Below are 24480 nucleotides of genomic sequence, written 5' to 3'. Positions count from 1 at the left end.
CTTGTACGTTCACTTCAAAGCCAACTGCCGGGTAATGGTCGGGTCGCTGATCTTGTCGTCGTCAATCAGCAGCAAGGCCTTGGAGAGGATGATCGACAGCAGCGCGTCGCCCTCGAACGGCAGGTACTGCGGGGTGTTTTTCTGCCGCGCCTTGGCGTCGGGGACGATGCACAGGTACTGATCGTTGGGCAGCATCAGGATGTTGCCCGAGCCCAGGTGGATCTTGTAGCTGCGCAGCTTGCCGGTGACCTCCAGGAAGCGCCCGTGCAGGGTCCATTTGTCTTTGAGGCGGGTCATGCGCGGCAGCAGTTTTTCCAGCAATTGCTTGCGCGTTTGCGCGGTGGCGCCCAGCTCGCCGAACGAGTGGTTGTGCCAGTAATCGCGGTAGCGGCCGTCCGGCCCGCCGTCGGCCCACAGCGGGTCGTTGGCCAGCGAGGCGACGCCGACAAACAGGTCGACATCGCGCATCACTTCGCTGAGCACCAACGGCGGCACCTGGTCCAGCGGCAAGGGCGCAGCGTCCACGGCGTTATCCCAGCGGTTCAAGGCATAACCGCCGCCACCGGCATGGGCGCTGCGCTGGGCGGCGTCGATGGGGTAGAAGCGTACCTGGTCGCTGCTCAGGCGCAGGAAGGCGCCGGCTTCGTTGGTATCGACGCCATAGTCGTCGCCCACGCCCTCGATCCAGAACTCGGCACGCAAGCCCCAGGCCGGCAGTTCGCGGCTGGCCGGCGGGTAGGTGTCATCGACCATCAGTCGCAGCTTGTTGCGCCAGCCGCGGGCGGCGGCCAGGGCGTGGAACTGGTGCTGGCGCAAAATGTGCGCGGCGAAGCGGTTGGAGTAGCTGGCGGTGTTGCGCTCGGCTTCGGTCAGCAGGTAGACCTCGCGGTGGGTCTGCTTGAATGGCTGGGTGATCTGCAGCGCTTCAATGCGCTCGCGCCAGGCCAGGACCTCCTCCAGCGGGCGGCCGATCGGGTGCCAGAGGCGCACTTGCGCCGCGCTGGAAGGGCTGATGGTTTTACCGTCCAGGGTTTGCAGGCAGCCTTCGTTGAACACCACGGCGTGCTGCTGGCCGCCGTCGCTGATCACCCAGATCAACCGCCGCGCCAGGGTGCCGATCAGCGGGTGGTCGAGGTAACGCTCCTGCCATTGATCGTACGGCCAGTGCTTTTCCAGCAGGAACAGGCTGTCCAGGCGCTCGGCCTGGGCCGGCAGCATGGCGCCGATGTCCTTGAGCGCGCCTTGCAGCTCCTTGAGCTCGTCCTTGTAGTCGGCCTTGACCTTGGCCGGCACCGATTTTTGCGGCGTGCCGTCGGCGCGAAACCAGCTCAGGGTAGCGGCCTTGCCATCGACCTTGAGCTCGGCGACAAAGGCGCCGTCATCAAAACTTTCGCGGCGCAGGCCGACCTGCTCCAGACCGTAGGTCGGCACGCCGAGTTCTTCGATCTGGTCACGGGGCAGTTGCAGTGCTTCGGCGGCGCTGGTGAAGGCTTTTTCGATTTCCTTCTGCGCGGTGCCGAACTTGACCCGCACCTTGAGCAAGGCCAGTTGCCCGACCGCTTCGCTGGTTGGGATCGACGACAGCGCGAACACCGCCGCGTTGCCGACCTTGGGCGCCCGTGGGCCGATGCCGCGCACCTTGCGGTAGGCGCTCAGGGCCAGGCGGGCGATGGCCCGGGTCAGTTCGCTGTCGGCCAGCGGCGCGCACATCCACAACAGGCCGCGCAGCACCGTGGCGTTGCCATCGTGCATGCGTGCGCGGTCATCGGTGCTTTCCCAGCCGACGTTGAGCAACGCGCCGCAGCGCCCGGCATCGACCCGCGCAAACCAGCGCAGCAGTGCCGCCCGCAGCGGTGCTTCACCGACCTTGGCCAACAGCGCCTGGGCGTTCTTCAGCCATTTCGCCGAGGGCCGCGCCGAAGTTGCCGCAGCGGCCTGACGCAACAGCGCCAGCCAGTCTTCGCGCACCTCGGGGCTCAGTTGTTCGAGGTCTTCCAGGGCCAGTTGGGTCCAGTGTTCGCACGGCGCCAACACCTGCCAGGCGCCGCTGCCCAGCAGCGGGTCGAGCTTGGCCAGCAGTTGTTCGCCGAAGTTGCCGTAGTGGCCCAGGTCGGCGCACTGGCTGCGCAGCATGATCAGCAGGTCACGCAGGTCGGTTGGCACTGTGCTGAAGTGTTGCGCGATGACCCAGTCGGTCACCGTCAGGGTCGGCAGGGTGCCGTAATAGGCGAAGCGGTAGCTGGTGAACCACTGCAGCACAGGCTCGGCCAGCTGGCCGACGTCGGCGCCGTTTTCCATCAGCCAGGTCATCAGCGCCGGCAGTACGCCGTAGTCGAAAATGTGCGAGAAGGCATGCCCGGCACTGGCGGTGCTCAGCTCACCGTTGTAGGCCACCACCCGTTCGATCAGCGCCAGCACCAGGCGCGTGCGCAGCGCCGGGTCAGGGCTCAGGGCCATCACCGCCGGCAATTTGCCCAGGGCGAAGACCATGGCGTCGGGGCGGCCGTGAATTTTTTGCAGCAGCGGCAGCAGTTCGCCGATCAGCTCATGCTCGTGGCGCAGTTCGGAGCCGGCCAGCTGCGGGTAGCCGTCCGGGCCGATGTGCTCGACCGGGCCCAGTTCGGTTTGCGCGCGGTCGTGGCGAAACGCCTGAAGTTGTTCCAGTGCCATGAGGTTCAGCCTCCTACCAGCGGGGTCAGTTTGATGAAATTGACCACGCTGTCGTGGCGGATGGTCAGGACTTCGTCGAGGCTTTCGGCCTGACGCTCGTCGAGCAGGATGAAAAAGCCATTGCGCTCGAAGGCCTCACAGGCGATGTCGACCTGCTTGCGCCAATCGATGGTCTGGCGCTCGATGACAGGCTCGCCATTGAGCGCAGCTTCCAGCGGTTCGGGGTTGACCAGGCGCTGGCGCCGACTGTGGCCGGTTTCAGTGCTGCGCTGCAGGACTTCCTGATGGACCCGTTCGCGGATCAGTTGGCGCACGGTGATGGTGTCGGTGGCAAAGTGCAGGGCGAAATCGTCGAAGACTTCGCCCGAAACCGACTCGTCGCGGACGGTGAGCGTTGCCATGGGAACTCCTTTTCTGGCAAGAGGCAAAACGAATGGGCGCAAGAGTATCAGGCTGGTCGGCGGATTTCGACGTGCAGGCGCTCAACCATCACTGCCGTTGCGTGCGCGAAAGAACTCCCCCGGCGGCAGGCCGAACTGCTTGCCGAAGGCGGCGATAAACGCCGACAGGGATTCGTAGCCGCAGGCCAGGGCCACGTCGGTGACCCGCTCGCCGCGCTCAAGGGCCGGCAGGGCGCAAAGCAGGCGCATGCGCTGGCGCCAGAGGCGAAAGCTCAGGCCGGTTTCGCGTTGAAAACGCCGGCTCAGGGTTTTCTCCGACACGCCGGCTTGCCGCGCCCAGTCGGCCAGCCCGGTCGGCGAATCGGGTTGTGCCTGCAGGTGGCTGCACAGGGCGCGCAACTCAGAGTCCAGTGGCAGCGGCAGCATCAATTGCTGTTGTTCTGCATTGTCCAACTGGTCGAGCAGCACCTGCACCAGGCGCCCGTCGGGGCCCTCGCTGTCGTATTCCACCGGCAGTTCGCTGAAGCTGCGGATCAGCTCGCGCAACAGCGGCTTGACCGCGACTACCCGGCATTGCGGCTCGCGCCAGCTTGCCGGTGCTTGCTCCAGGTACAGGCTGCGCAGGCAGGTGTCGTCGGCGCAACTGACCCGGTGCGGCACGTGCGCCGGCAGCCACACTGCGCGCTGCGGCGGCACCAGGTAGAAACCCTGGTCGGTGTGCACCTCCAGCACGCCGCGAATGGCATAGGACAACTGCCCCCACGGATGGCTATGGCGGTAGCCGAGCACCACGTTGGGCAGCGCCTGCACATGGCCATACACCGGGCGCGGCAGTGCCGTCAGCTGCTCCAGTGACTGCGGGGTGAAGGCGGGCGGTTGTCCTTTTGGCGACACTGGCGGGGCGCTGGCGTTAGTCAAGATCGGGCAAAGACCTTAACGTCTGCGGCGCCACAATAACAAGCCGGGAGCGGCCATGAAGTACCTGCGGATGCTGTTCGACAATTTCACCCTGGCGCTGCTCGGGGTTATCCTCATTGCCACGCTGCTGCCCTGCGAAGGCAGTGGCGCCGTGCTGTTCGGCTGGTTGACCAACCTTGCCATCGGCCTGCTGTTCTTTTTGCATGGCGCCAAGCTGTCGCGTGAGGCGGTCGCCGCCGGTGCCGGGCACTGGCGCCTGCACCTGCTGGTGTTTGCCTGCACCTTTGTGATGTTTCCGCTGCTGGGCATGCTGCTCAAGCCGCTGTTGCTGCCGCTGGTGGGCGATGAACTGTACCTGGGCGTGCTGTACCTGTGCGCCTTGCCGGCCACGGTGCAGTCGGCCATCGCCTTTACCTCGCTGGCCCGTGGCAACGTACCGGCGGCGATCTGCAGCGCGGCGGCGTCGAGTTTGCTCGGCATCGTCTTGACGCCGTTGCTGGTGGTGCTGCTGATGGGCGTCGAGGGTGACAGCGGCTCGAGCCTCGATGCCGTGCTGAAAATCGTTGTGCAACTGCTGGTGCCGTTCGTGGCCGGGCAACTGGCGCGGCGCTGGATCGGCGCCTGGGTGGCGCGCAATGCCCGCTGGTTGAAGAGCGTCGACCAGGGTTCGATCCTGCTGGTGGTTTATACCGCCTTCAGCGATGCGGTGGTCAGCGGCCTGTGGCATGCAGTACCTGCGTCGCGCCTGCTGGGCCTGGCGCTGGTCTGCTGCCTGCTGCTGGCGCTGGTGCTGTGGCTGACCGGCGCGCTTGGGCGCTGGCTGGGCTTCAACCTCGAAGACCGCATCACCATTCTGTTTGCCGGCTCGAAAAAAAGCATGGCCACCGGCGTGCCGATGGCCCAGGTGCTGTTCGTCGGCGGCGGTATCGGTGCAATGATCCTGCCGCTGATGCTGTTCCACCAGATCCAGCTGATGGTCTGCGCGGTATTGGCCCAGCGCTATGCCGCGCGTACTGAAGAACCCTCGCTTACAACAGAACCCCTTTGACCGGTTGCAGTGGTGCCGGCGCCGCCTCATCGGCCAGCTCGCGCACGGCGATTTCCAGGTTGCGGCACATGGCATCCAGGGCCAGGTCGTTGGGCTGGGTGTCGAACGGGTCGGCGATCTGGTCACCCAGGGCATCCAGGCCGAAGAAGGTATAGGCCAGCACGCACACGGCAAACGGCGTGAACCAGCCGATGCTGTCGACCAGGCAGAACGGTAGCAGGAAGCAGTAGACGTGGACGATGCGGTGCAGCATGAGGATGTAGGGGTAGGGGATGGGGGTGTTTTTGATCCGCTCGCAGCCACCCAGCACGTACGACAGCCGGTTGAGCTGCTGGTCGAGGTTGGCCTGGATCACCTCGCCGGCGCCGGCATCGCGGGCCTGGGCCATGAAGCGCTGGCCGAGCTGGCCGAGCAGGCGGCTGGCAGGCGCATCGCTGCTGGCCAGGGTGGTGCGCGTCGGCGTGTCGAGCAGGCGTTGGCGGTCGGCGCAGGCCGGGGTGCCGCGCAACTGGTCACGCAGCACGTAGGCGAAAGCAATCAAGGGGTCGAGCAGGGCTCGGCGCTGGCTGGCGTCGAGGTCGGGCAGCAGGCTCAGGGTCTGGCGGGTCAGGTTGCGGCTGACGATCAGCAACTCGCCCCATAGCGTGCGCGCTTCCCAGAAACGCTGGTAGGCCACGGTGTTGCGAAAGCCGAGGAAAATCGCCAGGGTCAGGCCCCAGAGGGTAAAGGGCGTGGCGGTGAGGATCACCTTGTACTCGAACAGGGTGCCATGGGTGGCTACCACTGCAGAGCTGATCAGCACCGTGTACAGCACCTTGCGCCAGATCGCCGGGATGATCGAGCCCTTGAGCGAAAACAGCAGGACGCGGATGGAGGGTTTTTGTGGCTGGATGATCATCAAGGCAGGCCCTGTACAGTAACGCGAGTATTGACGCGCGTTACTGTAGGGCAAAGCCGGACCGGGATACAGTCTGATGGGGTCAAGCGCTGGTGAAGGTGAAGAAGTCCAGGTAGGCAAAGTCCTGGCTTTTGACTTCGAGGCTGGCAACTGGGTTGTCTGTCGGGGCAGTGAACTCTATCCACAAGTGGCGGCCAGCGGGTGGCTGGACGTCACGTCGTTCAAGCAATTCACCTTTGGCGTTGAAGAACGCGACTTGGCCAGGGTGGTCATGCCAGGTCCAGGCAAACTTCAAGGATGCATAGATACCGACCAAGTCAAATCGTAGTACTTGTGGTTGCTGAATACCCTGGTTGCGGCATATTGCCAAGCCTTCCTTTTCCTGCAGGCCGGGCACTTCGCCGGTATGTTTTTGAATGGCGGCTTCTCCTGTAGAACCGGGCAAAAGCGTCACTCGCAAGGTGCTCAGGTCGATATGTTGGCCGGCCGTTATGATTGTTTGCGGGTGGCCATTGAAATCCTCGTGAACGATGGCGGGCTGGATGCGGATATCATCGAAGCTGAAATCAGCACCGTTATCACTGCCGTTGCCGGTATCGTCACGCCCGATCAGCTCGAGGGTGTGAGAGTGCTCCTGGGCGCGGAACTGCCAACGCAAGGTCTGCCATTCAGGCGCGGTGACGGCAAACTCGCCTTCGAGTAGGGTGCCATCGAGCTCAAATGACAGGTGAGGGGTCTTGGAGCTGTTGCCGTTGCGTTTTACCCGCATCGACAGGCGATAGTCGGTGCCGGGTGTCAGGCCTGCCAGTTCCTTGCGCATCACCCTGCCCAGCAGGTTGCCCGCAAAGCCTTCGAAGTACGCCCAGTGGTTGCTGCCATCGGAGGTCAGCGCCAGCGCCTGGCCATTGGGGCCTTTCTGCCAACCATTCCACGGGTCATTGCCGGGTTCGAAATCGGTGTGATCGATGAACACAGTGTTGAGTGTTGTCGCGGCCTCGTCGGGTAGTTGAGAGAAAGTGAAAAAATCGAGGAAGGCGTGGTCGCGCGAGGTAATCACCAGCGAGGCGATCGGGCGATTGGCTGGCGCTTGATACTCCACCCAATGGTGTTTGGGCTCCCCGTCAAAGCTCAATGTTTCAAGCAGCTGGCCTTGCTCATCGTAGAACTCGACTTCGCCCGGACGTTGTCTCCAGGTCCAGGCGAACTTGATTCTATCGCACGGTACAATGGGGGCGATCCGCAGCTGTTGAGCTGAAGCAGGGTTACTCACGCCGCGTTGCAGGACGATCGCTTCACCCTCCAGCAAACCTGCCTCTGGATAGGCGTAGCGCTCGATACCGGCCTTGATGCCAGCAGGACCTTCGAGCAGGCTAATGGTCATGGTCGGCAGTTGAATGCTTTGCCCTGGGTCGATCAGTTGATTTGCCCGGCCGTCGAATTTTTCCGTGATGGTGGTGGGGTGAATGCGGATATCGTCAAAGCTGAAGTCAGCACCGTTATCACTGCCGTTGCCAGTATCGTCACGCCCGATCAGTTCGATAGCGTGGGAATGTTCACGGGCACGGAACTGCCAACGCAAGGTCTGCCATTCAGGCGCGGTGACGGCAAACTCGCCCTCGAGTCGGGTGCCATCGAGCTCGAATGACAGGTGAGGGGTCTTGGAGCTGTTGCCGTTGCGTTTTACCCGCATCGACAGGCGATAGTCGGTGCCGGGTGTCAGGCCTGCCAGTTCCTTGCGCATCACCCTGCCCAGCAGGTTGCCCGCAAAGCCTTCGAAGTGCGCCAAGTGGTTGCCTCCGTCGCAGGTCAGCGCCAGCGCCTGGCCATTGGGGCCTTTCTGCCAAGCATTCCATGGGTCATTGCCGGGTTCGAAATCGGTGTGATCAATGAACAGTTCCATACGCCCTGCCTCCGGGGTGGGGCCTGTCGGTCGACAGGCCTCGGTGCATTCGAGCACCGCCAGGGCGTGCTGGCTACTGGCAAAAATACCAGGTAGCGCGGCTATTCATGGCAGCAGTGGGGTGGTTGGGCGAGGTCTTGGTAACGGTCATGATGGCGCACCCAGTCCATGGTGCCTTCCTCGTTGCGGCCTTTGGGCATCAGGTCGAGAAAGTTGTAGGTACCGACCAGCATGTCCAGGCCGCGGGCGTAGCTTGAGTAGGTGTGGAACAGCGTGCCGTCGGCGTCGCGGTAGAACACGCTGAGGCCTGGCAGCTCGGTTTCCTCGCCCGAGTACGGCTCATAGTTGTACTGGTCGCTGCCCTTGGCGCCGACGCCGAAGTCCTGGTTGAAGCTGCTGGCATGCGACGAGACCCAGGGAAACTTCCAGCCCATGCGTTGTTTGAACGCCTGGAACTGGACGTAGGGCGCGCGCGACACCGCCACCAGCGACACATCGTGGTGGGCCAGGTGCAGGTTGGCGCCGTCGAAATGATCGGCCAGGAACGAACAGCCCGGGCAGCCTTCATCCCAGCCTTCGCCGAACATGAAGTGATAGACCAGCAGCTGGCTGCGGCCGGCAAACAGGTCGCCAAGGCTCAGGCGGCCCTCGGGGCCTTCGAAGCGGTAGTCCTGGTCGACCCGCACCCAGGGCAGGGCGCGACGGGCCTTGCTCAGTTCGTCGCGCTGGTGGGTCAGGGCCTTTTCATGCAGCAACAATTGGCGGCGGGCGCTGAGCCATTCGCTGCGCGAGACCACCTGGGGGTTTTGATGGTTGTCCATGGGTACGGCTCCGCTGGGGGGATGTACTCATGGTCGATTGTCGGGTGGGGGATTCGACAGAGGTGAGTGCAGGGCTGATGAACGGTGGTGAATTCATCGCGGGTCAAGCCCGCTCCCACAGACTTGTAGGAGCGGGCTTGCCCCGCGATCAGGTTTCACTTTCAGCCGGACATCCGCCCGATCAACGCCCACAAGCGCTCATCGTCGAAATCCTCCACCACCAACTGCGCACCAGCCTCCAGCAAGGCTTCAGGCCGCTGGCTGGTCGATAGCCCGACGGTAAAGATCCCCGCGCCGCTGGCCGCCTTCACCCCCGGCAGCGAATCCTCGAACGCCAGCGAATGCGCCGCCCGCGCCTGCAGGCGTTCAAGGCCGGTGAGGTAGGGCAGCGGGTCGGGCTTGGCCCGGGCCAGTTCTTCGGCCACCAGCACATGCTCGAAGCGTTGCTCCAGGCCCATGGCGGCGAGCATGTGCACGGCGTTGGCCCGTGGCGCGTTGGTGACCACGGCAACACCGATGCGCTGGCGTTCGGCATGTTCGAGCAAATGCAGCAGGCCGGCGGTGGGCTGCAAGGTTGGCGACAGGGCGCGAAAGCGCGCCTCCTTGCGCTCGGCGAACAGCTGGTGCTCGCTCACCGGGCGGTCGGGGAACAGGTAACGGCACAGGTCGGCATTGGCCCGGCCGCTGACGTGGGCATCGAACTCGGCTTCGGTGAACACCCGGCCTTCTTCGAGCAACAGCTGTTGCATGGCCAGCAGGTGGAGTTTGTCGGTATCGGTCAGGGTACCGTCGAGGTCGAACAACAGGGCATCAAGCATGGTCGGCTTCCGCTGCGGTGGCCGGCCATGATAACCGGATCAGCGGGGCTGGTCAGATGCGTAGGAAAAGAGTACAAATGTACTCCATGAATAAACTATCGCCCAAACGCCGCGCTATTCTCGATTTCATTCGCCAGCGCATCGCCGATCAGGCCCAGCCGCCAAGCCTGGCCGACATCGCCACGGCCTTCGGTTTTGCCTCGCGCAGTGTCGCGCGCAAGCACATTCAGGCGCTGACCGAGGCCGGTTTCATCGAGGTCACCCCCAACCAGGCCCGTGGCATCCGCCTGGCCGGTGCCTTGCGCCGCCCCGAGGTGCTGGAGATCCCGGTGCTCGGCCAGGTCGCCGCCGGCCGGCCGATCGGCCCGGACGTGGATATCCACGAACAACTGATGCTCGATTCGCACCTGTTCAGCCGCTCGCCGGACTACCTGCTCAAGGTGCGCGGCGACTCGATGATCGACGCCGGCATCCTCGATGGCGACCTGGTCGGCATCAAGCAGCAGGCCGAGGCCCGTGACGGGCAGATCATCGTCGCGCGCCTGGACGGCGAGGTGACCATCAAGCGCTTCGAACGCGCCGGCGGGCATTACCGCCTGCTGCCGCGCAACCCGGCCTATGCCCCCATCGAGGTCGGCCCGGAGCACGACTTCGTCATCGAAGGGGTGTTCTGCGGCCTGGTGAGGCGCGGCTGATGGGCGCGGTGGTCAGCCTCGACGGCCTGCTCGACCAGCAACGGCTCTGGAAGGGCCGCCCGCAGGCCTTGCCCCAGGGCCTGCAGCCCAGCGGTCATGCCGCCCTGGATGCGGCACTGCCCGGTGGCGGCTGGCCGCCCGGGGCGCTGACCGAGCTGCTGCTGGCGGCCGAAGGCTGTGGCGAGCTGCAATTGTTGTGGCCGAGCCTGGCGCGCCTGACCCAGGCCGGCGAGCGGGTGGTGCTGATTGCGCCGCCGTTCATTCCCTACCCGCCGGCCTGGCAGGCGGCCGGGGTCGACCTGCAGTGGCTGGCAGTGGTCCAGGCCACTGCCAGCGAAGTACTCTGGGCCGCCGAGCAGTGTTTGCGCTCGGGCAGTTGCGGCGCCGTACTGTGCTGGCCGCACAAGGCCGATGATCGCGCCTTGCGCCGCTTGCAGGTTGCCGCCGAAAGCGGCCAGACCCTGGCCTTTGCCTGTCGCCCGCAACAGGCTGCGCTCAACCCGTCACCGGCGGCGCTGCGCATTGCCGTCGATGCCCAGCCGGCCCAGTGGCGGGTGCTCAAGTGCCGCGGCGGCCTGGCTCCGGCCACGCCCATTGCCTGCCCCGGGCGAGGCTGATGGATCATGCTCTGGGCCTGTATCCTGCTGCCGCAGCTGGCACTCGACGCCGTGCTGCGCGCCCGCGACGACGCCGACACGCCATTGGTGTTGCTTAGCGGCCCGGCCCAGCGCCGGGTCTTGCAGGCGGTCAACCCGCCAGCCGCTGCCCTGGGCCTGCGCGCCGGGCAGGCGCTGACCACCGCCCAGGCCCTGGCCGGCAGTTTTACCTGCGTCGAGCACGACCCGGCAGCTATCGAGCAATTGCAGCAGTTTCTGGCCGCCTGGGCCTATCGCTTCAGCTCCCAGGTCAGCCTGCATTACCCACGGGTGCTGTTGCTTGAAGTCGAGTCCAGCCTCGGCCTGTTCGGGCCCTGGCCGGCCTTTGAAGCGCGGCTGCGCGCAGAGCTCAAGGCGCTGGGTTTTCGTCACCGCATCGTCCTGGCCAGCAACCCGGTGGCGGCGCGCATGCTCGCCAATGCCCACGACGGCCTGGCCCTTGAGTGCCCGCAGCAAACCCGCGCGGCGCTGGAGCAGATGCCCATCGACCGCGTCGGCCTGCCCGCCGAGGCCGCCAACGCCTTGGCGCGCATGGGCCTGCGCCAGCTCGGCCAGGTCCTGGCCTTGCCCCGTGATGCCCTGGCCCGGCGCTTTGCCGCAGCGGTGCAACTGCACCTGGACCGCCTGCTCGGGCGCCGGCCCATGGCCCTGGAATTCTATTTGCCACCGGACCGCTTCGATGCGCGCCTGGAGCTGAACTTCGATGTCGAATCCCATCAAGCCCTGCTGTTCCCCCTGCGCCGGCTGATCAACGACCTTGCCGCCTTCCTCGCCGGGCGCGACAGCGGCGTGCAGCGCTTTGCCCTGCACCTGGAGCACGGCGAAGGGCCCGACACCTGCGTGCCGGTCGGCCTGCTGGCGGCCGAGCGTGATCCGTCGCTGCTGTTCGAGCTGGCCCGTGGCCGCCTTGAGCAACTGCAAATTGCCGCGCCGGTGCGCAACCTGCGCCTGCTGGCCGAAGACCTGCCGGCCTTCGTGCCGCAGCGCGCCGAACTGTTCGACCCGCGCCCGCAGCAGAACCAGCCCTGGGAGCAACTGCGCGAACGCCTGCGCGCGCGGCTGGGCGACGAAGCGGTACGGGGGCTTGCGGCCCAGGCCGATCACCGCCCCGAGTGCGCCTGGCAGGCGGGCGACGGGTCGCGGCAGGCGCTGGCGCTACCAGGTGCGCCACGCCCGGGCTGGCTGTTGGCCGAGCCCCAGGCCTTGCCCGGCGTCGGCGTGCAGTTGCTGACCGGCGCCGAGCGCATCGAGTCCGGCTGGTGGGACGGCGGCGATGTGCGCCGCGATTACTACCGGGTGCGTACCGCCAGCGGTCTGTACGGCTGGGCCTACCGCACCCTCGGTGAAGACGGCCGCTTGTGGCTACAGGGCTGGTTCGCATGAACACCCCGGGCTACGCCGAGCTGCACTGCCTGTCCAACTTCAGCTTCCAGCGCGGCGCTTCCAGTGCCCAGGAGCTGTTCCAGCGTGCCCGCCAGCAGGGCTACCAGGCCCTGGCAATCACCGACGAGTGCACCCTGGCCGGTATCGTCCGTGCCTGGCAGGCAGCCAGGGCGGCGGGCCTGGCGCTGATCGTCGGCAGCGAAGTGCGCCTGCACGACGGCCCCAAGCTGGTGCTGCTGGCCGAGAACCTTGGCGGCTACCAGCACCTGTGCAAGCTCATCACCCTGGGCCGGCGACGGGCGAAGAAGGGCGAGTACCAACTGCTGCGCGAAGACTTCGCCACGCCCCTGGATGGCCTGCTGGCGCTATGGGTGCCGGACGGCAGTGAGGCTGACCAGGCCAGCGGCCACTGGTTGCGCGAGGTGTTCGCCGAGCGGCTGTGGCTGGCGGTCGAGCTGCACCGTGGCGCCGATGACCCGCGGCGCCTGCAACAGTTGCTGGCCCTGGCCGAGCGCCTCGATATTCCGGCCGTGGCCAGCGGTGATGTGCACATGCATGCCCGTGGTCGTCGTGCCCTGCAGGACAGCATGACCGCCATCCGCCATCACTGCAGCGTGGCCGAGGCCGGCCAGCGCCTGTTCGCCAATGGCGAACGGCACCTGCGCCCGCTGGCGCAACTGGCCGAGCTGTACCCGCCGGCATTGCTCGAAGAAAGCCTGCGCATTGCTGCGCGTTGCCAGTTCGACCTGGGCCAGTTGCGCTATCAATACCCTCGCGAACTGGTGCCCGAAGGCCAGACGGCCAGCGCCTGGCTGCGCCATCTGTGCGAGCGCGGCCACCGTGAGCGCTGGCCCGGGGGCATTGGCGACAAGGCGCGCCAGTCCCTGGAACACGAGCTGCAGCTGATCGCCGAGCTCAACTACGAAAGCTACTTTCTTACCGTCCACGACATCGTCAACTTCGCCCGGGGCCAGGGCATTCTCTGCCAGGGGCGCGGCTCGGCGGCCAACTCGGTGGTGTGTTTCGTGCTCGGCATCACCGAGCTCGACCCGATGAAAAGCCACCTGCTGTTCGAGCGCTTTTTGTCCCGCGAGCGCGACGAGCCGCCGGACATCGACGTCGACTTCGAACACGACCGCCGCGAAGAAGTCCTGCAGTACGTGTTCCGCCGCTACGGTCGCCATCGCGCGGCGCTCACCGCCGTGGCCAGCACCTACCACGCTGCCGGTGCAGTGCGCGATATCGCCCGGGTGCTGGGCTTGCCGGTGCAGCAGATCAACGCCCTGGCCGATTGCTGCGGGCGCTGGAGCGACCGCCTGCCGCCGCCCGAGCAACTGCGCGAAGCCGGTTTCGACCCCGACAGCCCGTTGCTGCGCCGGGTGCTGGCGTTGACCGGCGAGCTGATCGGCTTTCCCCGCCACCTGTCCCAGCACCCGGGCGGTTTCGTGATTTCCGAGCAGCCGCTGGACAGCCTGGTGCCGGTGGAAAACGCCGCCATGGACGAGCGCACGGTGATCCAGTGGGACAAGGACGACCTCGACCTGGTCGGCCTGCTCAAGGTCGATATTCTTGCCCTGGGCATGCTCAGCGCCTTGCGCCGCTGTTTCGACCTGCTGTATCGCCACCGTGGCCGCCGGTTGACCCTGGCCAGCGTGCCAGCCGACTGCGCGGCGACCTACGCGATGATCGGCCGCGCCGACACCGTCGGTGTGTTCCAGATCGAGTCGCGGGCACAAATGGCCATGCTGCCGCGGCTCAAGCCGAAGAACTTCTACGACCTGGTGATCGAGGTGGCTATCGTTCGCCCCGGGCCGATCCAGGGCGACATGGTTCACCCGTTCCTGCGCCGGCGCCAGGGGCTTGAGCCGGTGAGCTATCCGTCGGATGCGCTGAAGCAGGTGTTCGAACGCACCCTCGGCGTGCCGTTGTTCCAGGAGCAGGTGATGGAACTGGCGATGGTCGCCGGCGGTTATTCGGCCGGCGAGGCCGACCAGCTGCGCCGGGCCATGGCCGCCTGGAAGCGCCACGGCGGCCTGGAGCCGCACCGCCAACGGCTGACCCAGGGCATGCTCGACAACGGCTACAGCGCAGAATTTGCCGAGCGCATCTTCGAGCAGATCAAGGGCTTTGGCAGCTATGGCTTCCCCGAGTCCCACGCCGCCAGCTTCGCCTTGCTGACCTACGCCAGTTGCTGGCTCAAGTGCCACGAGCCGGCAATCTTTGCCTGTGCGCTGATCAACAGCTGGCCCATGGGCTTCTACAGCCCCGACCAGATCCTGCAGGACGCCCGCCGTCATCACCTCGAGATCCGCCCGGTGGATGTCTGCCACAGCGACTGGGACTGCAGCCTGGAGCCGGGGGCAGGGGACGCCCTGGCCATTCGCCTGGGCCTGCGCCAGGTGCGCGGCTTTCGCCAGCAGGACGCCTTGCGCATCGAACAGGCGCGGGCCGAGTGCGGCTGGCGCGATGTCAGTGACCTGTGCCTGCGGGCGCAGCTCGATGCCCGTGCGCGTGAGCTGCTGGCCGATGCCGGGGCCTTGCGCGGGTTGGCCAGCGACCGTTACCGGGCGCGCTGGAGCGTGGCCGCGGTGCAGGCGCAACTGCCGTTGTTCGCTGGCATCGAGGCGCCAGTGGAAGCACCGGTGGATTTACCGCAACCGTCGCTGAGCGAGGACATGTTCGCCGACTACGCCAGTGTCGGCACCACCCTCGGCCCGCACCCGCTGACCTTGCTGCGCCGCCGCCTGAATGCCCTGGGGTGCCGCAGTTCGCAAGCGCTGGAGCAGGCCGAACACAACGATCGGGTCAGCGTGGCGGGGCTGGTGACCGGGCGCCAACGACCGGGGACCGCCAGCGGGGTGACCTTCGTCACCCTTGAAGACGAGTTCGGCAACGTCAACGTGGTGGTCTGGCGCGACCTGGCCGAGCGCCAGCGGCGGGTGCTGGTGGGCGCGCAACTGCTGCGGGTGAGCGGAAAGCTGGAGTGCGAGAGCGGGGTGCGTCACCTGATTGCCCAGCGCCTGGAGGATCTGAGCCCGCTGTTGCAGGGGCTGGATGTGCGCAGTCGGGATTTTCACTGAACAGCATCGCGGCCCTCATACCATCGACAGATGCTGCTTGCGTGTCGGCGGCGCAAAGGCCCGGTCAATCGCGCGCAAATCTTCACTGCTGAGCACCAGGTTGGCCGCCGCCGCGTTCAGGCGCACATGCTCAAGGTCCGCCGCCTTGGGAATGGCAATCACGCCGTCCTGGCGAATCACCCAGGCCAGGCTCACCTGCGCCGGCGTCGCACCATGGCGCTCGGCAATCTCGGCCAGGGTCGGGTGCTTGAGCAAGCGCCCGGCCTGGGCCAGCGGGCAGTAGGCCATGGTCGGCAGGTTACGCTTGTGGCTCCAGGGCAGCAGGTCGTATTCGATGCCGCGCTGGGAGGGGTTGTAGAGCACCTGGTTGACCGCGCAATCACCGCTCAGCTGATACAGCTCGCGCAGGTCGTCGACATCGAAGTTGGACACGCCCCAACGGCCGATCTTGCCCTCGACGCGCAAGCGCTCGAAGGCTTCGACGGTTTCCGCCAGCGGGTACTGGCCGCGCCAGTGCAGCAGGTACAGGTCGATGTGTTCGGTGCCCAGGCGCTTGAGGCTGCGTTCGCAGGCCGCGGGAATACCTTTGAGGCTGGCGTTGTGCGGGTACACCTTGCTGACCAGGAACACCTGCTCGCGACGCCCGGCAATGGCCTTGCCTACAACGGTTTCCGCGCCGCCTTCGGCGTACATTTCGGCCGTATCGATGAGGTTCAGGCCCAGCTCGATACCGTGCTGCAAGGCGGCGACTTCGGCGTGCTGGCGGGCCGGGTCTTCGCCCATGTACCAGGTGCCCTGGCCAATCCTGGAAAGCTTGTGGGAGGTTGTTTGCAATCGTGTGAGGGGGGCCTTCGTGTCAGTCATCAGCAATCGAGTCCGTAGTTCTTGAAAATGGTGCGGGCAACGGCCAGAAAAGGCTCGTTTGGTGCCAGGTGGCTTCTGGCATCTTCGAGTAATTGCCGGGCGTGATCCCTGAGATCTTGCTTGAGCGCCGGATGGGTAGCCTGGCGCATCATTTCAATGGCTTTGAGCGCTCGTTCCAGCGCCGCCTTGACGCGCTTTTCCTTGAGCTGGCGCTGTTCGACGAGGTCGCGACGCAATAAACCGTACACTTCAATGGAGACTTGCCCCTTCGGGCTGGGCACCAGGTTGGCAGCTATCTGGATTGTCCTGGGGCGGACCAGGCCCTTGGCAAGAAACTCCAGGTGCTGCTCGGGGTCGTCCACGCAAGGATTGAGCAGCAACTCAATTTCATTTTTTTGCGCGGCGTGGTCGCGCCAGCGCAGCGTTTCATTGACCACAGGGAACAGATTGGCTTTGCCGGACATGCCGGTGCTGTCATCGGCAAAGGTCTTGCCGCGTTTGCGGTTGCAATCGATACACGACGGTAGCAGGTTGTCCCAGTCGGCAGCGAGCCAGTAATAGCCGGGTTTGCTCATTTTGCCATTGATCACCACAGCGCCTTTGGGGCGAAAGTGCTCGATGTCTTCCGGGCCACCGGCGGCGTAATTGAATTCGCAGTAGGCACATTTCTTGTGGAACAGCACGCGCAGGGCCTCGACGATTTCCGGGTCTTTGTACACGCTGAACTCAAAGGGCGGAGGCGGGGTGGCAGGCGTGGCATTGACGATATGCGCGATCGCGCGCCGGGTCTCGTCCTGGCCGGCAGACTGCGCCCCATCGAGCACGGCCGGAGCGGCGCTGCGTTGTACCTTGATCATGATTCAGGCCCTTTCCCGTCGTGCGCCACAGGCTGGGCCGGTTCAAGCTGGATTTCCTCCCACAGGCTCTTGAGTTCGATGAGCGCATCATGCTCATCCTCCGCCGGCAGCTCGCGGGCACTGGCCATGCGCTCGGCCAGGAACTTGTCGGCCGCTTCAAAAACCATGTGCTCCCGAGGCGTCAGGCCCATCTTGTTGTTGCCCCGCAACTGCTCGCTGATGGTCTGCAGGCGATCCTGCTGGCCAGGGCTGCGTTGCTCCATGGCCAGCAGGCGGTAGTACTCCTCGAACAGGCGATCGATCTCCACGTCCTCGGTCGAATGCAAGCCGAAGTATTCTGACGCCAGCAGTTGATCGACGCGCATGAAGCGTGGGGAGGGCAGTTCAGTGTTCTTGGTGGTCATGGCCGTGACCGGGCCATCGAGAATGCGGGTCAGTACGGCGATTTCACTGCTGTCCAGCCCCCTGAGGGTGAGGGGTTCATGGCTGGTGGCAATGAACTGTACTCGCGGAAACACTTCGCGCAGGCGCTGCACGATACGCATTCGCCAGCGCGGATGCAGATGGGCGTCGACTTCGTCGATCAGCACAATGCCTTCCGCCGAGGACATATCCTGCCAGCCCAGGCGCATGATGCTCATGATATCCATGGCCAATGCCAGCACGGCCTGGTAGCCACTGCTGACGGCTGTCAGGGTATCTTGCCCGGAGGGGCTCTTGACGATGATCTGATGATTGCGCCGAACCAGTTGGACGCCGTCGGCGCTGGGCAGCAACGAGGTCAGAGAGCGGGCGAAGCGATTGAATTCTGCCGAACTTGCGGTGTTCAGCCAGGGGACTCCGTTGTCGAGGAAGCGTGTCGGGTCGAACAGGTTTTCCACTTTGCTTCTGGCCGCAGCTGACGGGTCGGCTGGCTGCGGTTTACCCATTAAACGAGTCGCGCCATAAGCCAGTACCATGACTTTCGGCTCCGCTGGCTTGATGCTGATTTTGTTGCCGCGCCGGGTCAGGGTCATGACGATAGGTTCCGACATGCCAGACAGCTCGACCCTGACTTCGCCGCGGGCTGCGCCTTTTTGCAGCAGGTCGGTGGCCTGCACGCCCAACCGTTCAACGCCACTCTGGCCAATCAGCGCGCACGCCAGTGCCTGGAGCAAGGTGCTCTTGCCCGTGCCGTTCTCACCGAGCAGCATGTACCAGGAGCCGATCTTGCCATCGCTGAACGAGGGTTCGAGTTGAAGGTGGTCAACCGCGCGGATATGCCTGAATTCCATGCGCTCAATGTACTGAGACATCCGATACAGTTGTTCGGGCGGCTGCGATTGCTCGATCGAGAATGACTCAAGCGCCTTGGTTCGTTGTGTCAGGTCTCTGGACGCATCGCGCAGCGCCTTGCTGTTACTCGCGCTGCTCGAGGCACCCAGCGCGGTGTTGAAATTGAGGAAATCCGTCATGCGCTTGTGGCTGCTGGGGAACTGCGCGACCACTTGTTCCGCCCAGGCCCGGACAAACTGGCGGCGCATGGCGCAGAACGGGCTCTGCGGCCTGACCATTTGCGCCAGGTATTCCAGGCTCTTTGTGTCGGGACGCTTGTTTTTCATCAGCGCTTGCAGATGTTCGAGATTGCGCAGGTCATCCGACCGGGCCTTGATCAGGTTGCTGCGGTTCAGGCCCAGCACATCGATGGTGGCCTGGCCGCGTTCGGTTGCGCTGGTGATCTTGCCGTCGCTGAGAAACAGGAATACCCCATCAAGATTATCTTCAGCGGGATCAAGCAGCAGGTTTTTTTCCTGGCGCAGGGCTTCCCCGGTGGTCCCCATTTTGGCCCGTGGCCCTTGCACCGGAAAGCGCGGCCCCTTGAGTGCATTGCATTCGGCGCAGCTGGGCAGGTAGTTGCTCCATTCGAACGTCAACCACCAATAGTGGTCATCGGAGACGCCACCGCTGAAGTCGGTGCTGCCGTAGCGAGGTCTGAACAGTTCGATTTCCGGGCGGCTGACCAACTGCTCGCAATAGGCACACTTATTGACCTGGCGTTCACTCCAGAGCAGACGAATATCCGGGTGCAAGCGTGCGGCGATGCGTTGGAAGCCAAAACGCGCCTGGGCACGTTTCGCCGCAGGCTGGCGATAGAACGCCTCGGCTTCACTGCGTAGCCGGGTAAACGCCGCGGAGGAAAACACCTCTGGCATTGGCCCGCGTTCGATCCTGATCATCGGGTTAGACTCCAGTGAAGAGGGGGTTGCGACTGCGCGTGATGTGCTGACTATAGCTGTTGCAACGCAGCTGATGGCGATAAAGCATCATTGACCTATAGTCAAAGCGTCAGCACAGGAGGCTCTGCACATGGCGCGGCAACTGGTGATATGCCTGGACGGCACCAACAACCGTTTCAGTCAGCAACCGACGCATATACTGCGCCTTGTGCGGGCACTCAATCCTGACCCGCAGCAAGTCCTGTCTTACTATGATCAGGGCGTCGGTACCTTCGGCCTCAAGGAAACCCTGTTCGAATGGCAGAAACTGCCGGCGCGGATCTTTGGCCTGGCCTTCGGCTGGGGGCTCAAGCGCAATGTTGAAGGGGCGTATCGTTTTCTTGCCGAGCAGTATCAGCCGGGCGACCAGGTGTTTGTTTTCGGCTTCTCGCGCGGCGCTTACGCGGCCAGGGTGCTCGCCGCCCTGGTGCATGGGCTGGGGTTGGTGCCGGCCCATCAGACTCATCTTTTCGATTATGCCTGGTCCATGCTGCTGGCCCGAGACCAGGACAAGACCCCTGATTTTGCTCTACAGCGCCAGTTCAAGGAGACGTTTGGCCGCGACCTGGAGATCAGCTTTCTTGGCCTGTTCGACACGGTGAAATCCCTGGGCTGGATCTATGACCCGGTCAGTATTCCCTTTACCGCCAGCAACCCAAGTGTGGCGAAGGTGCGTCATGCCGTGTCGCTTGATGAGCGTCGTTGCTTCTTTCGCCAGCACTTGTGGCGGGCCAAGCCGACAGATCCGACCGATGTCAAAGAGGTGTTTTTTCGCGGCGTGCACTGTGATGTCGGTGGCGGTTATGCGGTTGCCGAGTCGCAGTTGGCCCTGGTGGCCCTGCGCTGGATGTTCGCCCAGGCCGGTGCCGCAGGTTTGGCCCTGGACGCCCAGGCCTGCCAGGCACAATTGAACCCGTTGGCCGGCGTAGCCCCGGACCCTCTGGCGCAATCCCATGACTCGATGAACCGTGCCTGGCGAATTGCCGAATGGGTCCCGCGGCTGGTATGGAGCAAGGGCAGGCGCAAACTGGTCATTGGCGCCATGCCGCCATTACGCCAGCCTTACCCGCGGGTATTGCCCAACGCATTGCTGGTGCATGAATCGGTTGATGCACGAATCAAGGCAGGCGGTTATGCGTCGGCAAGCATCGTCAATGGTGTGACGCAAGTGACCTATGTCGCCGATCTGCCTTGAGTGAGTCGGCAGTTCATAGCAGATTACCGGCGTTGCACTCCTGCAGCACCTCCAGCAGCGCCTGCGCCGCTGCCGAAAGCTTGTGGTCGGCCAGCAGGGTCACGCCAATACGCCGTTCTATACTCGGTTCTACCAGCGGCACGCAACGCGCACCCAGCTCTTGCATCTGGCCGATGCACAGCGCCGGCACGGCACTGACGCCCAGGCCGTTGGCAACCATGCGGCCGATGGTCGACAGCTGATGGCTTTCAAAGGCTACCGCCAGCTTGCCGTGTTCGGCGGCCAGGTGCTGCTCCAGCAGCAGGCGCACCGCCGAAGGGCGTTGCAGGGCAATGAAGTCTTCGCCCAGCAGTTCACGCCAGCTCACCTTTGGCTGTTGCGCCAGCGGCGAGTCGGCCGGCACCACGGCGACGAAGCGGTCCAGGTACAGCGGCGTGAAACGCAGCGGCTCGCTGGCTTCGGGTTCGAAGCCGATGCCCAGTTCGACGCGGCGGTGGCGCACCAGTTCCAGCACTTGTTCGTTGATGACGTCGTGCACCGTGACGTTGACCCGCGGGTAGCGCTGGCGGAACACCTTCAGCGCCGCCGGCAGCAAGTTGCCGGCAAAGGCCGGCATGGCGGCGATCGACACCCGCCCAAGCTGCAGGGTAAAGCGCTGGCGCAGCAATTCTTCAGTGTTGTCCCAGTCGGCCAGCAGTTGCCGGGCCAGCGGCAGCAGCACTTCGCCCTCCGGCGTCAGGCTGACGCTGCGGGTGGTGCGGCTGAGCAGGGCGCCGCCGAGGTTGTCCTCCAGGGCCTTGATGGTCAGGCTCAGGGCAGGCTGCGACAGGTGCAGGTGTTCGCCAGCCTGGGCAAAGCTCTGGTATTTGGCGACGGTGACGAAGGCGCGCAGCTGTTTGACGTTCATCGGGCTAGGCTATTCTTTTGAAAAGTTAATCAATCGATCATAAAAACAAAATTAACAAATAAGTGCTCAGGGGTGAAGATGGTTCAAACGCTCGCCGACACCCCTGTCGGATCAACAACTACAAAAGGCGGATCAGCATGGCCGGACTGGACAAGCGCGTAGCAACCTATGAACAGGCCCTTGAAGGCCTGACCGACAACATGACGGTACTGGCCGGTGGTTTCGGCCTGTGCGGCATCCCGGAAAACCTCATTGCCGAAATCAAGCGCCGTGGCGTCAAGGGCCTGACCGTGGTTTCCAACAACTGCGGCGTCGACGGCTTTGGCCTGGGCGTGCTGCTTGAAGAGCACCAGATCCGCAAGATGGTTGCCTCCTACGTGGGCGAAAACGCCGAGTTCGAGCGCCAGCTGCTCAGCGGCGAACTTGAAGTGGAACTCACCCCGCAAGGCACCCTGGCCGAGAAAATGCGCGCTGGCGGCGCCGGCATCCCGGCCTTCTTCACCGCCACCGGCTACGGCACCCCGGTCGCCGAAGGCAAAGAGGTGCGCGAATTCAACGGCCGCAAGTACATCCTTGAAGAGTCCATCACCGGCGACTTCGCCATCGTCAAGGGCTGGAAGGCCGACCACTACGGCAACGTTGTGTACCGCAACACCGCGCAGAACTTCAACCCGCTGGCCGCCACCGCCGGCAAGATCACCGTGGTCGAGGTCGAAGAGATCGTCGAGCCGGGCGTGCTGCTGCCGAGCGAAATCCATACCCCGGGCATCTATGTCGACCGGGTCATCGTCGGCACCTTCGAGAAGCGTATCGAAAAACGCACCGTCAAAGCCTGACCCGACCCCAGAACAATAAAGAGATCCTGACCATGGCACTTACCCGCGAACAAATGGCCCAACGTGTAGCCCGTGAACTCAAGGATGGCTACTACGTCAACCTCGGCATCGGCATCCCGACCCTGGTGGCCAACTACGTCCCGGCCGATATGGACGTAATGCTGCAATCGGAAAACGGCCTGCTGGGCATGGGGGAATTCCCCACCGAAGCGCAGCTGGACGCCGACATGATCAACGCCGGCAAGCAGACCGTCACCGCCCGCACCGGCGCCTCGATCTTCAACTCGGCCGAATCCTTCGCCATGATCCGCGGCGGTCACGTCGACCTCACCGTGCTCGGCGCCTTTGAAGTGGACGTGCAAGGCAACATCGCCTCGTGGATGATCCCCGGCAAGCTGGTCAAGGGCATGGGCGGGGCGATGGACCTGGTGGCCGGTGCCGACAACATCATCGTCACCATGACCCACGCCTCGAAGGACGGCGAGTCCAAGCTGCTGCCGCGTTGCAGCCTGCCGCTGACCGGCGCCGGCTGCATCCGCAAGGTGCTCACCGACCTGGCATACCTTGAGATCGAGAACGGCGCCTTCATCCTGCGCGAGACTGCGCCGGGGGTGACGGTTGAAGAGATCATCGAAAAGACCGCGGGCAAGCTGATTGTGGCGGATGATGTTAAAGAAATGACCTTCTGAGTCGTGCTTTCGGGCCCCATCGCGGGTCAAGCTCGCTCCTACAGGTATTTGTGGGAGCGGCGGTGCGGCGATCCGACTTGCCCCGCGATGGGGCTTTTGGCTGTTCCAGAAAAATAACGATAAAAGGAAAATCCCGTGGCCGCTGATATCCAAGACAGCCGCTCCGCCCGTTTTGCCCTGCGTTGCTCGAACTGGGCCGAACGCTGGTTCCCTGACTCCTGGGTGTTCGCCGCCCTGGCGGTGGTGCTGGTGTCGGTCGCTGCCCTCGCCATGGGCGGCAAACCCACCGATACCGCCAAGGCCTTCGGTGACGGTTTCTGGAGCCTGATCCCGTTCACCATGCAGATGGCTTTCGTGGTCATCGGCGGTTACGTGGTGGCCAGCTCGCCACCTGCGGTCAAGTTGATCGACCGCCTGGCGCGCCTCCCCAACAACGGTCGTTCGGCGGTGTGCTGGGTGGCGTTGATCTCGATGGTCGCCTCGTTGCTCAACTGGGGCCTGTCGCTGGTGTTCGGCGGTTTGCTGGTGCGCGCCCTGGCCCGGCGCACCGACCTTAAAATGGACTACCGCGCCGCCGGTGCCGCCGCCTACCTGGGCCTGGGTGCGGTGTGGGCCCTGGGCCTGTCGTCTTCGGCCGCGCAACTGCAGGCCAACCCGGCCAGCCTGCCGCCGTCGATCCTGGCGATCACCGGGGTGATCCCGTTCACCGAGACCATCTTCCTCTGGCAGTCGGGGGTGATGCTCGCCGCGCTGGTGGTGGTTTCGCTGGTCGTGGCCTATGCCACTGCGCCGGGCCCCAACAGCGCCCGCAGCGCCGAAGCCTGCGGCGTCGACCCAAGCTTCTCGGCACCGCCAACACCGCAGCGCACCCGCCCGGGCGAGTGGCTGGAGTACAGCCCGATCCTGATCCTGCTGCTGGTGGCCCTGGCCGCTGGCTGGCTGTACAACGAGTTTTCGACCAAACCTGCGATCACCGCGATTTCCGGGCTGAACACCTACAACCTGCTGTTCATCATGGCCGGTGCCTTGCTGCACTGGCGCCCGCGCAGCTTCCTCGATGCCGTGGCCCGTGCGGTACCGACCACCACCGGGGTGCTGATCCAGTTCCCGCTGTACGGCTCGATCGCGGCGATCCTGACCCAGGTCCAGGGCGCCGATGCGCAGAGCCTGGCGCACCACATCTCGACCTTCTTCGTACAGATCGCCACCCACGACACCTATGCCTTGCTGATGGGCGTGTACTCGGCGGTGCTGGGCTTCTTCATCCCCTCGGGCGGCGGCAAGTGGATCATCGAAGCACCGTACGTGATGCTGGTGGCCAACGACCTGCAGTACCACCTGGGCTGGGCGGTGCAGATCTACAACGCCGCTGAGGCGCTGCCGAACCTGATCAACCCTTTCTATATGCTGCCGCTGCTGGGCGTGCTGGGCCTGAAGGCGCGCGACCTGATCGGCTTCTCGTTCGTGCAGTTGCTGGTGCACGTGCCGCTGGTGCTGTTCCTGCTGTGGATCCTCGGCACCACCTTGCAGTACACGCCGCCGGTGATGCCGACCCCGGCGGGCTGATTGAAACACTGCAAGGCCCGCTC

Annotated in this window: 20 protein-coding genes; 9 read left to right on the top strand and 11 right to left on the bottom strand. The window is 64.5% G+C overall.

Features of this window, described 5'->3' with window-relative positions:
- Positions 1–9: 9 nt before the first annotated feature.
- The 3 genes from LOY22_RS15835 to LOY22_RS15825 form a co-directional block, all read right to left on the bottom strand.
- On the bottom strand, positions 10–2670 hold the full coding sequence (locus LOY22_RS15835; RefSeq protein ID WP_258593893.1) for a DUF4132 domain-containing protein: 2661 nt from the start codon (positions 2668–2670) through the stop codon (positions 10–12).
- A 5-nt stretch (positions 2671–2675) separates the two neighbouring features.
- Positions 2676–3071, bottom strand: a complete 396-nt coding sequence (locus LOY22_RS15830) for a hypothetical protein (RefSeq protein WP_093381548.1) — start codon at positions 3069–3071, stop codon at positions 2676–2678.
- 81 nt (positions 3072–3152) lie between these two features.
- Positions 3153–3965: a helix-turn-helix domain-containing protein gene (locus LOY22_RS15825; protein ID WP_093381551.1), complete on the bottom strand. Its 813-nt coding sequence runs from the start codon at positions 3963–3965 to the stop codon at positions 3153–3155.
- A gap of 79 nt (positions 3966–4044) precedes the next feature.
- Between LOY22_RS15825 and LOY22_RS15820 the strand changes: the two genes are divergently transcribed.
- A complete protein-coding gene (locus tag LOY22_RS15820) occupies positions 4045–5037 on the top strand; it encodes a bile acid:sodium symporter family protein (RefSeq protein ID WP_258593892.1) in 993 nt (330 codons plus the stop codon).
- On the opposite strand, the gene LOY22_RS15815 is transcribed toward LOY22_RS15820, so the two are convergent.
- The 4 genes from LOY22_RS15815 to LOY22_RS15800 form a co-directional block, all read right to left on the bottom strand.
- Positions 5018–5935 carry a bestrophin family protein gene (locus LOY22_RS15815; RefSeq protein WP_258593890.1) on the bottom strand — a complete coding sequence of 306 codons (918 nt, stop codon included), beginning with the start codon at positions 5933–5935 and terminating at the stop codon, positions 5018–5020. The two genes, LOY22_RS15820 and LOY22_RS15815, sit on opposite strands and share 20 nt — an antisense overlap.
- Before the next feature lie 82 nt (positions 5936–6017).
- Complete coding sequence (locus LOY22_RS15810; protein ID WP_258593889.1) at positions 6018–7835, bottom strand: hypothetical protein; 1818 nt, start codon at positions 7833–7835, stop codon at positions 6018–6020.
- Between the two features lie 101 nt (positions 7836–7936).
- Entirely contained in the window at positions 7937–8656 is a 720-nt protein-coding gene (locus LOY22_RS15805) for a thioredoxin family protein (RefSeq protein ID WP_258593887.1), read from the bottom strand.
- Between the two features lie 161 nt (positions 8657–8817).
- Complete coding sequence (locus tag LOY22_RS15800; RefSeq protein WP_258593886.1) at positions 8818–9474, bottom strand: HAD family phosphatase; 657 nt, start codon at positions 9472–9474, stop codon at positions 8818–8820.
- A 77-nt stretch (positions 9475–9551) separates the two neighbouring features.
- Between LOY22_RS15800 and lexA the strand changes: the two genes are divergently transcribed.
- Genes lexA through LOY22_RS15780 form a run of 4 tightly spaced genes read left to right on the top strand, consistent with a single transcriptional unit; the run spans position 9552 to position 15288 of the window.
- Positions 9552–10169 (top strand): transcriptional repressor LexA, encoded by a 618-nt coding sequence (gene lexA, locus LOY22_RS15795; RefSeq protein ID WP_045194093.1) that lies wholly within the window; start codon positions 9552–9554, stop codon positions 10167–10169.
- Entirely contained in the window at positions 10169–10786 is a 618-nt protein-coding gene (gene imuA / locus LOY22_RS15790) for a translesion DNA synthesis-associated protein ImuA (protein WP_258593883.1), read from the top strand. Before lexA ends, imuA begins: the two co-directional genes overlap by 1 nt.
- A 6-nt stretch (positions 10787–10792) precedes the next feature.
- Positions 10793–12208: a DNA polymerase Y family protein gene (locus tag LOY22_RS15785; RefSeq protein WP_258593881.1), complete on the top strand. Its 1416-nt coding sequence runs from the start codon at positions 10793–10795 to the stop codon at positions 12206–12208.
- Positions 12184–15288: an error-prone DNA polymerase gene (locus LOY22_RS15780; RefSeq protein WP_258593879.1), complete on the top strand. Its 3105-nt coding sequence runs from the start codon at positions 12184–12186 to the stop codon at positions 15286–15288. The genes LOY22_RS15785 and LOY22_RS15780 overlap by 25 nt, the downstream gene beginning before the upstream one ends.
- A gap of 15 nt (positions 15289–15303) precedes the next feature.
- Here LOY22_RS15780 and LOY22_RS15775 read toward each other — a convergent pair whose 3' ends face one another.
- Genes LOY22_RS15775 through LOY22_RS15765 form a run of 3 tightly spaced genes read right to left on the bottom strand, consistent with a single transcriptional unit; the run spans position 15304 to position 19225 of the window.
- Complete coding sequence (locus tag LOY22_RS15775; protein WP_258593877.1) at positions 15304–16152, bottom strand: aldo/keto reductase; 849 nt, start codon at positions 16150–16152, stop codon at positions 15304–15306.
- On the bottom strand, positions 16152–17009 hold the full coding sequence (locus LOY22_RS15770; RefSeq protein ID WP_093381572.1) for a hypothetical protein: 858 nt from the start codon (positions 17007–17009) through the stop codon (positions 16152–16154). The genes LOY22_RS15775 and LOY22_RS15770 overlap by 1 nt, the downstream gene beginning before the upstream one ends.
- Complete coding sequence (locus tag LOY22_RS15765) at positions 17006–19225, bottom strand: AAA family ATPase (RefSeq protein ID WP_258593875.1); 2220 nt, start codon at positions 19223–19225, stop codon at positions 17006–17008. Before LOY22_RS15765 ends, LOY22_RS15770 begins: the two co-directional genes overlap by 4 nt.
- 130 nt (positions 19226–19355) lie before the next feature.
- Between LOY22_RS15765 and LOY22_RS15760 the strand changes: the two genes are divergently transcribed.
- Positions 19356–20459, top strand: coding sequence for a DUF2235 domain-containing protein (locus LOY22_RS15760; protein ID WP_093381578.1), 1104 nt, complete (start codon positions 19356–19358; stop codon positions 20457–20459).
- Between the two features lie 13 nt (positions 20460–20472).
- Here the strand turns inward: LOY22_RS15760 and LOY22_RS15755 are convergent, their stop codons facing one another.
- Positions 20473–21366: a LysR family transcriptional regulator gene (locus tag LOY22_RS15755; RefSeq protein WP_258593872.1), complete on the bottom strand. Its 894-nt coding sequence runs from the start codon at positions 21364–21366 to the stop codon at positions 20473–20475.
- Between the two features lie 137 nt (positions 21367–21503).
- Here LOY22_RS15755 and LOY22_RS15750 point away from each other — a divergent pair, with 137 nt between their 5' ends.
- The 3 genes from LOY22_RS15750 (at position 21504) to LOY22_RS15740 (ending at position 24457) form a co-directional block, all read left to right on the top strand.
- Positions 21504–22202 (top strand): CoA transferase subunit A, encoded by a 699-nt coding sequence (locus LOY22_RS15750; RefSeq protein WP_045194087.1) that lies wholly within the window; start codon positions 21504–21506, stop codon positions 22200–22202.
- A 32-nt stretch (positions 22203–22234) separates the two neighbouring features.
- Positions 22235–22891, top strand: a complete 657-nt coding sequence (locus tag LOY22_RS15745) for a CoA transferase subunit B (RefSeq protein ID WP_045194086.1) — start codon at positions 22235–22237, stop codon at positions 22889–22891.
- Positions 22892–23026: 135 nt separating this feature from the next.
- On the top strand, positions 23027–24457 hold the full coding sequence (locus LOY22_RS15740; protein WP_195884437.1) for a short-chain fatty acid transporter: 1431 nt from the start codon (positions 23027–23029) through the stop codon (positions 24455–24457).
- Positions 24458–24480 lie beyond the last annotated feature (23 nt).

The sequence above is a fragment of the Pseudomonas sp. B21-035 genome, from assembly GCF_024748945.1.
GTDB lineage: Bacteria > Pseudomonadota > Gammaproteobacteria > Pseudomonadales > Pseudomonadaceae > Aquipseudomonas.
Note: the sequence above shows the minus strand (reverse complement) of the source record. Positions and strands in the feature narration are given on the sequence as shown.